12 protein-coding genes are annotated in these 12,527 nt (G+C 62.7%); all 12 read left to right on the top strand.

Features of this window, described 5'->3' with window-relative positions; all coding sequences use genetic code 11:
- The coding region (locus tag BKY26_RS14310) for a PfkB family carbohydrate kinase (RefSeq protein WP_227435048.1) at positions 1–262 on the top strand (262 nt) is incomplete at its 5' end.
- A gap of 71 nt (positions 263–333) precedes the next feature.
- Positions 334–1,365 carry a LacI family DNA-binding transcriptional regulator gene (locus tag BKY26_RS14305; protein ID WP_071691070.1) on the top strand — a complete coding sequence of 344 codons (1,032 nt, stop codon included), beginning with the start codon at positions 334–336 and terminating at the stop codon, positions 1,363–1,365.
- Positions 1,366–1,508: 143 nt separating this feature from the next.
- Positions 1,509–2,324 (top strand): TIM barrel protein, encoded by an 816-nt coding sequence (locus tag BKY26_RS14300; RefSeq protein WP_071691069.1) that lies wholly within the window; start codon positions 1,509–1,511, stop codon positions 2,322–2,324.
- An 81-nt stretch (positions 2,325–2,405) separates the two neighbouring features.
- Entirely contained in the window at positions 2,406–3,350 is a 945-nt protein-coding gene (locus BKY26_RS14295; protein WP_071691068.1) for a sugar ABC transporter substrate-binding protein, read from the top strand.
- Between the two features lie 108 nt (positions 3,351–3,458).
- Positions 3,459–4,580 (top strand): ABC transporter permease, encoded by a 1,122-nt coding sequence (locus tag BKY26_RS14290; RefSeq protein WP_071691067.1) that lies wholly within the window; start codon positions 3,459–3,461, stop codon positions 4,578–4,580.
- Position 4,581: 1 nt separating this feature from the next.
- Complete coding sequence (locus BKY26_RS14285) at positions 4,582–5,370, top strand: ATP-binding cassette domain-containing protein (RefSeq protein WP_071691066.1); 789 nt, start codon at positions 4,582–4,584, stop codon at positions 5,368–5,370.
- A 69-nt stretch (positions 5,371–5,439) separates the two neighbouring features.
- Positions 5,440–6,432 (top strand): inositol 2-dehydrogenase, encoded by a 993-nt coding sequence (gene iolG, locus BKY26_RS14280; protein ID WP_071691065.1) that lies wholly within the window; start codon positions 5,440–5,442, stop codon positions 6,430–6,432.
- A gap of 52 nt (positions 6,433–6,484) precedes the next feature.
- Positions 6,485–8,392 carry a bifunctional 5-dehydro-2-deoxygluconokinase/5-dehydro-2-deoxyphosphogluconate aldolase gene (locus BKY26_RS14275; protein WP_071691064.1) on the top strand — a complete coding sequence of 636 codons (1,908 nt, stop codon included), beginning with the start codon at positions 6,485–6,487 and terminating at the stop codon, positions 8,390–8,392.
- Positions 8,389–10,221, top strand: coding sequence for a 3D-(3,5/4)-trihydroxycyclohexane-1,2-dione acylhydrolase (decyclizing) (gene iolD / locus BKY26_RS14270; protein ID WP_071691063.1), 1,833 nt, complete (start codon positions 8,389–8,391; stop codon positions 10,219–10,221). The genes BKY26_RS14275 and iolD overlap by 4 nt, the downstream gene beginning before the upstream one ends.
- A gap of 11 nt (positions 10,222–10,232) precedes the next feature.
- Positions 10,233–11,138 (top strand): myo-inosose-2 dehydratase, encoded by a 906-nt coding sequence (gene iolE / locus BKY26_RS14265; RefSeq protein WP_071691062.1) that lies wholly within the window; start codon positions 10,233–10,235, stop codon positions 11,136–11,138.
- Positions 11,139–11,157: 19 nt separating this feature from the next.
- Positions 11,158–11,364, top strand: coding sequence for a hypothetical protein (locus BKY26_RS14260; protein WP_083431466.1), 207 nt, complete (start codon positions 11,158–11,160; stop codon positions 11,362–11,364).
- Entirely contained in the window at positions 11,357–12,163 is an 807-nt protein-coding gene (gene iolB / locus BKY26_RS14255) for a 5-deoxy-glucuronate isomerase (protein ID WP_071691060.1), read from the top strand. Before BKY26_RS14260 ends, iolB begins: the two co-directional genes overlap by 8 nt.
- The last annotated feature ends 364 nt before the right edge of the window (positions 12,164–12,527 follow it).

The following is a 12,527-nucleotide window of genomic DNA, read 5'->3' as shown; positions in this document are numbered from 1 at the left end:
AGGGGCAACCGCCTATCTGTCGGACGGGACCGAGGTGACCGTCGCGGCCGAACGTGTGACCGCTGTGGACACGGTCGGCGCCGGTGACACCTTCAATGCCGGGGTTATGGCCAGCCTGTCGGAACAGGGGCTGCTGACCAAGGCGGGCGTGGCCGGGGTAACGGCAGATCAGATGACGCAGGCACTTGCACTCGCCGCGAAAGCCGCCGCCGTTACCGTCAGCCGGGCCGGGGCCAACCCACCGTGGCGCGAAGAACTGTAGCGCCTCTGGCTTGCCGATTGCGTTCAAGGCCGAAAACACGTCATAAATGACGTCTCTGGCGCGAGGTGATCATGGCAAGGCGTTCTACCGTAAAGGATGTGGCCCGCGAGGCCGGTGTCAGCGTATCGACCGTGGACCGGGCGTTGAACGGTCGGATGAAGGTGCGCGAGGAAACGCTGCGCAAGATCGCCGCCGCAGCGCATCGGGTTGGGTATCACGCCCGTGGCCTGATCGAGCACCGGATGGTGCCGGACCGGCCCAAGATGCGGTTTGGCTTCGTGTTGCTGAAACCGTCACAGGCGTTCTACCAGCAATTCGCCAAAGAGATTGAACGAGCCGTCACGGCGCGCATGGATGTCGAGGGGCAGGCCGTTATCCGCTATGCCAAGTCACAGGCACCAGAGGAGTTTGCCAGCCTGATGGAAAGCCTTGGGCGCAGGGTAGACTCTCTGGGCTGCGTTGCCGTGAACCACCAGAGCCTGAACCCCGTGGTCCGTGATCTTCAGGACAAGGGCGTGCCGGTCTTTTCGCTGCTCAACGACTTCGCACAAGGCATCCGGCGCAATTATGTCGGGTCCAACAACGTCAAGATCGGGCGTATGGCGGCCTGGATGATCTCGAAAACCGTCAAGCAACCGGGAAAGCTGGCCCTCTTCGTTGGGGGAAACCGCTGGCATGGACATGACCTGAGAGAGGTCGGGTTCCGGTCCTGCATCCGGGAAAACGCGCCTGCCCTGCCGGTGCTGGATACGCTGGTCAACCTGGAGACGCGAGAACTGACCTATGAGGCAACGCTGGACCTGCTGTCCCGCCACCCAGACCTTCGGGGGCTCTATGTCGCGGGCGGCGGCATGGAGGGTGCAATTGCCGCCTTGCGGGAAATGCGCCAGCCTCATGAGGTTTCTCTCGTGGTTAACGAACTGACCGATGACAGCCGCGCCGCTCTTGCCGACGGCTATGCGGTGATGGCGATTGCAACGCCGCTCGACACGCTTTGTACAGAGCTGATCGAGCTGATGATCAACGCCGTTCATGCCGGGGATGACGGGGTTGTCGGGCAGTATTTCCTGCAACCGCGCATCTATTTGCCCGACATGATTTGATGACGTAAAAACGTCATTTTTGCAGGCGCAGAAAACGTCATTAATGACTAGAAATCGGTGCGTGCGATTGACGGAATCGCCGATCTCCAACAGCTTTCCGCCCGTCAGTCGCCACACACAATCCGGCACTGACGGGAGGGTTGATGTTTTTTTCGTTGAACCAGATCACCGCCCCGCGCACCGGGTTTGTCGAGTTTCTCGAACTCGCCAAGCGCGTCGGCTGCACGGGCGTGGAACTGCGCAACGATCTGGGTCGGCCGCTCTTTGACGGCATGGACCCGGCGGAGGCAGGCGGCATTGCACGCGATCTGGGGTTGCGCATCGTAGCGCTGAACCATCTCTATGCCTTCAACTCCTGGCCGCCGGAACAGTCGCCCAATGCCGAAAGCCTGCTGGACGCTGCGGTCGCCTGCGGGGCCGAGGCTGTGTCATTCACCCCGCGCAATGACGGTATCGGATGCGCCAATGGTGAGAGGCAGGCCAATCTGCGGATCGCGATCAAGGCCATTCTGCCGCTTCTGAAACAGGTCGGAATCACCGGACTGATCGAACCGCTCGGTTTCATGACATCGTCGCTGCGCAGCAAGGCCGAAGCGGTGGCGATCATCGACACGCTGGAAGCCAAGGACCACCTGAAACTGGCCCACAACACGTTCCACCACTTTCTTGACGGGGAAGATGACCTGTTCCCGGACCATACTGCCCTGGTCCAGATATCGGGCGTGGTGAACGAGACACTGACGCGGTCCGACATGCGTGATGAGCACAGGGTATTGGTAGATGACCGGGATCAGCTTGGAACGGTCGACCAGATCGCGGCCCTCGTCGCCGGAGGCTATCGGGGCCCCGTGTCATTCGAATGCTTCGCGCCCGAGGTGCAGGACAGCGCCACGATCGAGGCAGACCTGAAATGTTCAATCGAATTCATAGCATCGCGACTGAGGTCCATGGCGGCCTGAAGGGATGCGTGAAATCGCCCCTCGCGGGGCATCCGGCAAGAGGAAACGGTGCGCCGGACACCAAACTTGGGAGGAAACCTGATGAAGAAGACTCTGATTGCAGCAACTGTTGCCGCAAGCGCAGCCCTGACCGGCATGGCAGCCCCGGCACTGGCCGATGGCGAGCGCTATGTCCTGGTCAGCCACGCGCCCGACAGCGACAGCTGGTGGAACACGATCCGCAACGGCATCGCGCTGGCGGGCGACCAGATGGGCGTCGAGGTGGAATACCGCAACCCCCCCACCGGTGACCTTGCCGACATGGCGCGGATCATCGAACAGGCGGCCGCATCCGGCCCCGACGGCATCATCACCACGCTGGCCGATTTCGACGTGCTGTCCGGCCCCATCCGCAACGCGGTAGATTCCGGTGTTGACGTGATCATCATCAACTCTGGCACCCCGGATCAGGCCCGCGAAGTCGGTGCCCTGATGTATGTGGGTCAGCCCGAATATGATGCAGGCTATGCGGCGGGTCTGCGCGCCTCCGGTGACGGTGTCGAAAGCTTCCTGTGTGTGAACCACTACATCTCGTCGCCGTCCTCGACCGAGCGGTGCCAGGGCTTCGCAGACGCGCTTGGCGTCGAGCTTGGCAGCCAGATGATCGACTCCGGTCAGGACCCGGCCGAGATCCAGAACCGTGTTCTGGCCTACCTGAACGCCAACCCCGACACTGACGCGATCCTGACCCTCGGGCCGACCTCTGCCGATCCGACCATCATGGCGCTGGAACAGAACGGCATGGCTGGCGAAATCTACTTCGGCACCTTCGACCTGGGTGAAAACATCGTTCAGGGTCTGCGTGACGGCGTGATCCAGTGGGGCATCGACCAGCAGCCCTTCCTGCAGGCCTACCTGCCGGTGATCGTTCTGACGAACTACCACCGCTATGGCGTGCTGCCGGGCAACAACATCAACTCCGGCCCCGGTTTCGTGACCGCGGACGGGCTTGAGATGGTGGAACGCTTCGCAGGCGAATACCGCTGATCCAGCGATAAACTCTCTCCCTGGCGAAGGGTGGCGGCGCGCTGCCCTTCGCCTCTTCTAAAGATTGGGACACGTCATGAAACCCTTCAACACGCGGAGCGTTTACAGATGACAGACACCGCTCAGACCCCCGAACAGGACGAACGCGTCAAGGAGATTTCCTCCTTCCGCAAAGCCCTGATCCGCCCCGAGCTTGGCGGCATCTGCGGCACCGTGATCGTCTTCCTGTTCTTCGCAATTTTCGCTGGCAACAGCGGCATGTTCAACTCGCAAGGTGTCCTGAACTGGAGCACCGTCTCGGCGCAATTCATGATCATCGCCGTCGGCGCCTGCCTGCTGATGATCGCAGGCGAGTTTGACCTGTCGGTCGGTTCCATGATCGGCTTTGCGGGCATGATGATCGCCATCTTCTCGGTCTCGCTCGGCTGGCCCGTCTGGCTTGCCATCATCCTCGCCTTCCTGATCTGCATGAGCATCGGGGCGCTGAACGGCTATATCGTCATCAAGACAGGGCTGCCGTCCTTCATCGTGACCCTGGCCTTCCTGTTCATCCTGCGGGGCTTCACCATCTTCATTCCGCAGCAGTTGGAAAACCGCACCATCATCGGCGGCATTTCCGATGCAGCCGAGGGCGACTGGCTGGCCCCGCTGTTCGGCGGTCAGGTCGGTGGCTGGTTCTTCGAGTTCCTGGGTGAACGTGGCTTGATCGAGGTATTCGAACGCGGCACCCGTGCAGGAGAACCCGTGGTCGACGGCATTCCGATGCTGATCATCTGGGCCCTGGTGCTGGTGGCCTTCGGGCATTTCCTGCTGACCCGCACCCAGTTCGGCAACTGGATTTTCGCCGCTGGCGGCGACGCGGAAGCGGCCCGGAATTCCGGTGTTCCCGTCAACGCCGTCAAGATCAAGATGTTCATCATGACCGCCTTTTGCGCGACCGTCTTCGCAACCTGTCAGGTGATGGAATTCGGCTCTGCCGCCGCGGATCGCGGTATCCTGAAAGAGTTCGAGGCCATCATCGCGGTGGTGATCGGTGGGGCGCTGCTGACCGGCGGCTACGGCTCGGTCATCGGGGCTGCGCTTGGGGCGCTGATCTTCGGCGTGGTCCAGCAGGGCCTGTTCTTCACGGGTGTGGAAAGCTCGCTCTTCCGGGTGTTCCTGGGTGTCATCCTGCTGCTGGCTGTGATCCTGAACACCTATATTCGCCGCCTGATCACGGGGGAACGCTAAGATGACAAGTGAACACGCACCCATCATCGAGATGCGCAACATCGAAAAGCATTTCGGCTCGGTCATTGCGCTGGCCGGTGTGTCGGTCGATGTCTTCCCCGGCGAATGCCACTGCCTTCTGGGCGACAACGGCGCGGGCAAATCGACCTTCATCAAGACCATGTCCGGCGTGCACAAGCCGACGGCGGGCGAGATCATGTTCGAAGGCAAGCCGATGCATTTCGCCGATCCGCGCGATGCGATTTCGGCGGGGATTGCGACGGTGCACCAGCATCTTGCGATGATCCCGCTGATGTCGGTCAGCCGCAACTTCTTCATGGGCAATGAGCCGGTGAAAAAAGTGGGTCCGCTGAAGCTCTTTGACCATGACTACGCCAACAACGTGACCATGGAAGAAATGCGCAAGATGGGCATCAACCTGCGTGGGCCGGATCAGGCCGTGGGCACTCTGTCTGGCGGGGAACGTCAGACCGTGGCCATTGCGCGTGCGGTGCATTTCGGCGCCAAGGTGCTGATCCTCGATGAACCGACCTCGGCCCTGGGCGTGCGGCAGACGGCGAACGTGCTGGCCACCATCGACAAGGTGCGCAAACAGGGCATTGCCGTGGTGTTCATCACCCACAATGTGCGCCACGCGCTGGCCGTGGGGGATCGGTTTACGGTTCTCAACCGGGGCAAGACGCTTGGCACCGCGCAGCGTGGCCAGATCACGCCGGAGGAGCTACAGGACATGATGGCCGGTGGTCAGGAAATGGTCGCCCTGGAAGGGTCGCTCGGCGGAACGGTCTGAGCATATAACAACCGGCGGCGCGGTTGCGCGCCGTCACAACAAGAAAAAAAGCACGTTCAGGAGAACAAGATGACCGTTCGTTTCGGGGTACTTGGCGCAGGCCGTATCGGGCAGGTTCACGCCCGCGCCATCGCGTCTGTCGATGGGGCCGTTCTGGTGGCAATTGCCGAGCCGATGGAAGCGGCGGCCAAGGCTGCTCAGGCGGCATTCGGTTGCGAGTTGCGGACAATCGACGAGATTGCGGCATCGGACGACATTGACGCCGTTGTGATCTGCACACCGACCGATACCCATGCTGACCTGATCGAGCAGTTCGCCCGAGCGGGCAAGGCCGTGTTCTGCGAGAAACCCGTTGATCTGGATGTCGACCGCGTCAAGCAGGCGCTTGCCACGGTCGAGGAAACAGGCGCGACCCTGATGGTCGGCTTCAACCGCCGCTTCGACCCCGATTTCATGGCTGTCAAAGCCGCTATCGACGCAGGCCGGATCGGCGATGTGGAAATGGTCACGATTACCAGCCGCGATCCGGGCGCGCCGCCCTATGAGTACATCAAGGTCTCTGGCGGCATCTTCCGTGACATGATGATCCACGATTTCGACATTGCCCGCTGGCTGCTTGGTGAAGAGGTGGAAACCGTGATGGCGCAGGGGTCCGTCCTGACCGACCCCGAGATCGGCAAACTGGGTGATTTCGACAGCGCCAGCGTGATCCTGCGCACCGCCAGCGGCAAGCAGGCGGTCATCACCAATTCGCGCCGCGCGTCCTATGGCTATGATCAGCGGATCGAGGTGCTGGGATCTGCAGGCGCGGTCAGCGCGCGGAACCAGCATGAGGCGAATATCGAAGTGGCAACGGCCGAGGGGTATTCCCGCCCGCCGCTGCTGAACTTCTTCATGACCCGCTACATCGCTGCCTATGCCAACGAGATCGCGGCCTTTGTCGCTGCCGTGGCCGATGGGGCCCCGACGCCCACCACCGGGCTGGACGGGCTGAAATCCCTGGAATTGGCCGAGGCGGCGGTGGAATCCGCACGGACCGGGCAGGCCGTGCGCCTGACCTGACTGACAGATCGGGGCCAGTGGCCCCAGAACCGAAAATCGAGGGAGCGCTTTGATGAAGCCGCTTGATGTGATCACCATCGGCCGTTCTTCGGTTGATCTCTATGGCCAGCAGGTTGGTGGCCGACTGGAGGATATGGGGTCGTTCCAGAAATACATTGGCGGCTCGCCCACCAATATGGCGGCAGGCACGGCGCGCTTGGGGTTGCGGTCGGCATTGATCACCCGTGTGGGTGACGAACATATGGGCCGCTTCATCCGTGAGGAACTGGCGCGCGAAGGTGTCGATGTACGCGGTGTGAAAACGGACCCGGAGCGATTGACTGCGCTGGTCCTGCTCGGCATCCGCGACCAGGAACAGTTTCCACTGATCTTTTACCGGTCCGATTGCGCGGATATGGCGCTGTGTGAAGAGGATATCGACCCCGACTTCATCAGCGAGGCACGGGCGATTGTCGCAACGGGGACGCATCTGTCGCATCCCCGGACCGAGGCAGCGGTTCTCAAGTCGTTAAGGCTGGCGCGTGAGGCTGGTGCACAAACGGCGCTCGATATCGACTACCGGCCGAACCTCTGGGGGCTTGCGGGACATGGGGACGGAGAAAGCCGCTTCATCGCCTCCGACGAGGTGACGGAGAAGCTGCAATCGACGCTGCATCTCTTCGACCTCATCGTTGGCACCGAGGAGGAATTCCATATCGCAGGCGGCACGACGGATACGGTTGCGGCGCTGCGCGCGGTGCGTAAGGTGTCGGGGGCCACGCTGGTCTGCAAGCGCGGCCCGATGGGGGCGGTGGCGTTTGAGGGCGACATCCCCGATAGCCTCGATGACGGCCAGACTGGCCCGGGCTTTCCCATTGAGGTCTTCAATGTCCTCGGCGCAGGCGACGGGTTCATGTCGGGGCTCTTGAAAGGTTGGCTCGACGGAGAGGATTGGCCGACGGCGCTGACCTATGCCAACGCCTGCGGGGCCTTCGCCGTCAGCCGCCACGGCTGCACCCCTGCCTATCCCAGTTGGGAGGAGCTGCAGTTCTTTCTCAAACGCGGCGTGAAGGAATCCGCGCTGCGCAAGGATACGGTGCTGGAAAACGTCCACTGGTCCACCAACCGCAAGGGTGACTGGACCACGATCCGCAGCTTTGCGTTCGATCATCGAATGCAGGTGGAGGATCTGGAGGGCGCGAACAGGTCCAAGATCGGCACATTCAAGGAACTTTGCCTTGAGGCGGCTTTGAAAGTGGCGGATGGCCAGCCCGGCTATGGCATCCTCTGCGACGGGCGGCTTGGGCGCGATGCGCTGTACAAGGCGACGGGTACGGGGCTTTGGGTCGGACGTCCGGTGGAATGGCCGGGATCGCGGCCCTTGATGCTGGAGCCTGAGATCGGGCCGGACTACGGGGGCCTGAACGAATGGCCTCTGGATCACGTGGTCAAGGTGCTGTGCTTCTGCCACCCCGATGACGACGCGGATATGTGGGCCCGGCAGGAGGAGACCATCCTGCGCCTCTACAGCGCCGCGCGCAGGAACCGACTGGAGTTCCTGCTGGAGGTGATCCCGTCAAAGGTTGCCCCGGTGGACGACCAGACGACGGCACAAGTTATCCAGCGCTTCTACGATCTGGGCGTCTACCCCGACTGGTGGAAGCTGGAGCCGATGACCACCGATGCGGGCTGGCAGGCGGCTTGTGACGCGATCACGCGGAACGATCCCTACACGCGCGGCATCGTGGTGCTGGGGCTGGCGGCCGAGGAGGCGGCGCTGAGGGACAGCTTCGCCGTGGCCGCGCGGCACGATCTGGTCAAGGGCTTTGCCGTGGGGCGCACGATCTTCGGCGCAGCGGCAGAGGCGTACATGAAGGATGCGATCACCGCCGATGAAGCGGTCGATCAGATGGCAGAGAATTACGCGCGGCTTTGCGCGATCTGGGACGAGGCCCGCGCGCGGGCGAAGGAGGCAGCATGACAACGATCCGACTGACCGCCGCACAGGCGATGGTGAAATACCTCGCCGCGCAGATGACTCCCGATGGTGTGCCCTTTATCGCCGGATGCTGGGCGATCTTCGGTCATGGCAACGTGGCCGGGTTGGGTGAGGCGCTCTACCAGGTGCAGGATGCCCTGCCCACCTATCGCGGCCACAACGAACAGACCATGGCGCATACGGCGATTGCCTATGCCAAGCAGCTGCGCCGGGACCGGGCGATGATGGTGACCTCCTCCATCGGCCCCGGCGCCACCAACATGGTGACAGCCTGCGCGTTGGCCTATGTGAACCGGCTGCCGGTTCTGTTTGTGCCGGGCGATGTCTTCGCGCATCGCGGCCCCGACCCGGTGTTGCAACAGCCCGAGAACTTCGCCGACGGCACGGTGACCGCGACCGACACGTTCCGGCCCGTCAGCCGCTATTTCGACCGGATCACCCGGCCCGAGCAGTTGCTGACCGCGCTGCCGCGTGCCATGCGCACCATGACCGATCCCGCTGATTGCGGCCCCGTGACGCTCGCCTTCTGCCAGGATGTGCAGGCCGAGGCCTATGACTGGCCCGAGGCGTTCTTTGAACTGCGCGTCTGGCACCGGAGGGCGGCGCCGCCCGATGCGGGGGAACTGGCGCGGGTGGCGGCGCTGCTGCTCGCTGCCGAAACCCCGGTGATCGTGGCGGGCGGCGGCACGCATTATGGCCACGCGACCGGGGCGCTGAAAGCCTTCGCCGAGGCGCACCGGATTCCGGTCGTGGAAACCCAGGCGGGCAAGTCGGCGCTGCCCTGGGACCATCCGCTCAATCTCGGCCCCATCGGCGTGACCGGCGCGGAAAGCGCCAACACGGTCTGCGCGGCGGCGGATCTGGTCATCGGAGTCGGCACCCGCTTCCAGGACTTCACCACCGGATCGTGGTCCTTGTTCGCGAACCCCAAGCGTAAACTGGTCAGCCTCAACGTGCAGGCCTATGACGCGATGAAGCACGGGGCGGAGCCGCTCTGCTGCGACGCGAAAGCGGGGTTGGAGGCGCTCTCGGCAGCCCTTGGCGACAGGCGCTTCACCACCCCCGATCCGGCGCTGAAAGCGGACTGGTTCGCCAAGGTCGATCCGCTGACCGACGCGCCCGGGGAGGACGCGAACGCGTTGCCCACGGATATGCAGGTGGTGGGTGCGGTACAACGGTCCGCGGGGCCCGACACGGTGGTGATGTGCGCTGCGGGCACAATGCCGGGCGAGTTGCACAAGCTGTGGAAGGCGGGGCGGCCCGGCAGCTACCACATGGAATACGGGTTCAGCTGCATGGGCTACGAGATCGCGGGTGCGCTTGGCATTCACATGGCCGAGCCCGAGCGCGACATTGTCTGCTTCACCGGCGACGGCACCTACATGATGGCGAATTCTGAACTGGCGACCGCCTGCATGATGGGGGCGAAGTTTACGCTGGTGATCACCGACAACCGGGGCTTCGGCTGCATCAACCGGCTGCAAATGGGCACCGGCGGGGCGGAGTTTAATTGCCTGCTGGATCACACCGTTCATGAAAACCCCTCGCAGATCGACTTCGTGGCCCATGCCGCCAGCATGGGGGCAAAAGCGGTCAAAGCAGGCAGCATCGCCGAACTGGAAGACCATCTGGCCAAAGCGAAAGAGCATGACGGCGTCTATGCCATCGTGCTGGACACCGACCCATATCCCTCTACCCCCCATGGCGGCAGCTGGTGGGAAGTGGGCGTGCCCGAGGTCAGCACCCGTCCGCAAGTCAACGAAGCGCGAGCCAATTACGAAACCAAGCGCCAAACACAGCGCACCGTCTGAGAGAAACACCCATGAGCGTCAAAATCGGGATCTCCCCCATTGCCTGGCAGAACGACGACCTGCCCGACATTACCGCCGCCTACACGATGGAACAGGCCCTGAAAGAGGCCCGCGAGATCGGCTATACCGGCGTCGAACGCGGGCAACGCATGCCCCACGATACGGACGGGCTGCGCGCCTATCTGGAGGCCAATGACCTTGCGCTGTGCGGCGGATGGTGTTCCGGCAATACGCTGGTCAACAGCGTGGCCGAGGAATGCGCCGCAATCGGCCAGCAGGTGGACCAGTTCGTGGCCCTCAAAGCGCCCTGTATCGTCTATGCCGAATGCTCCAACACCGTGCAGGGGATGCAGGGCGTACCGGTCAACAACCGCCCGAAACTGTCCCGTGACGAGGTTCTGGCCTATGCGGCGAAGCTGACCGAGGTCGCCAAATGGGTGACGGGGCAGGGGATGCCCTTTGCCTATCACCACCACATGGGGTCCATCATCGAAAGCGAAGAGGATGTGAACTGGCTGATGGAAGGATCGGGGCTGGAGGTTCAGCTCTGCTTCGACACCGGGCATATGCTCTTTGGCGGCGGTGATGTGATGCGCGTCATGAACCGGTGGGCCGACCGCATCCATCATGTCCACTTCAAGGACATCCGCCCCGAGATCGTCCGTGACGTCCGCGACAATGACCGCAGCTTCCTGGATGCCGTGATCGCGGGGGCCTTCACCGTGCCCGGCGATGGCTGCATCGACTTTCAGGCCGTGGCCGACAAGCTGAAGGCGATGGACTATGCGGGCTGGATCGTGGTCGAAGCAGAGCAGGACCCGGCCAAGGCGCCGCCTTATGAGTATTCAAAGATGGGGTATGAGCATATCCTGACGGTCTGTGACCGCGCGGGGCTGAAGATCGACAACCGCGCCTGACCCTGGAAAGGAACTGTCCATGTTCGACATGCGTCACCCATCCTTCCGCCCGCTCTGGATCCGGATCGGCATCGTAGCAGTTTGCTTCGGATGGGCGGTGCTGGAGCTTAGCCGCGACGAGGGAACCTGGGCGATGATCTTCGGCGCGATCGGCGGCTACACGGCCTATCACCTGCTCTATGCCTGGGTGCCGCCGGAGGAAGATGAGGACGATGACAATGGCTGACCTGCTGCTCAAGCCCTTCGGCACCCATGGCAAGGTGCATCACGTGACGCCCGCCAGCGCCGGGTGGCGCTATGTGGGCTTCTCGCTCTTCCGTCTGCGGGCGGGCGATGTGGTGGGCGAGGCGACCGGGGACAACGAAGTGATCCTCGTGATGGTCGAGGGAAAGGCCCGGCTGACCGGTGCCGGTCAGGACTGGGGCGAGTTGGGCGACCGGATGGATGTCTTCGAAAAGACACCGCCGCATTCGCTCTACCTTCCGAACGGCAGCGATTGGCAGGCCGAGGCCACCACCGATTGCACCATTGCCGTCTGTGCCGCGCCGGGCAGGGGCGGGCATCAGGCCCGCCGCATCGGCCCGGACGGCATCACGCTGACCGAACGCGGCAAGGGCACCAATACCCGCTACATCAACAACATCGCCATGGAAGCCGAGGATTACTGCGATAGCCTGCTGGTGACCGAGGTGTTCACCCCCGCCGGACACTGGTCCTCCTACCCCAGTCACCGCCATGACGAAGACGACTTCCCCCGGATTACCTATCTGGAGGAAACCTATTATCACCGCCTGAACCCGGCGCAGGGCTTCGGCATCCAACGCGTCTATACCGAAGACGGCACACTGGACGAGACCATGGCTGTCGCCGACGGCGACGTCGTGCTCGTCCCCCGCGGCCACCACCCCTGCGGTGCACCCTACGGCTTCGAGATGTACTACCTCAACGTCATGGCCGGCCCCCGCCGCAACTGGCGCTTCCAGGCCGACCCCGCCGTCAAATGGATCATGGACCGCGACACCTGATCTTGTAACGCCCTCCGAGATCGAACAGCCAGGCATCCGGGGTATCCGTGCCCCGGAAGCGTGGTCTGATTCGTGGCGCGGGGTTTTCGACAGCCGGATGGGGCGAATCATAATCCGAAATCGAGCGGTTTGCTCTGATCTGTGATTTTGTAAGCGTGTATTTCACACGTATTTTGGTGTTATCGTTTGTTATGGGTTGGATCGGGGTGTTATCGACTTTTGACACGTTCGGGTGGTTTGCCTGCGGGCGAGGGGGTGATCCGTTCGGTCGGGATTCGTAGAAGTGGGCTTAGAGTGCTGATTTCGTTCAGGCATTCAGGGCGTGTTATCCGATAACATGGCCACATGAGTTCGTGTTATTCGA

The organism is Nioella sediminis, from assembly GCF_001879695.1.
In the GTDB taxonomy this organism is placed as follows: Bacteria; Pseudomonadota; Alphaproteobacteria; order Rhodobacterales; family Rhodobacteraceae; genus Nioella; species Nioella sediminis.
This window is presented reverse-complemented; position numbering and strand designations above follow the sequence as displayed.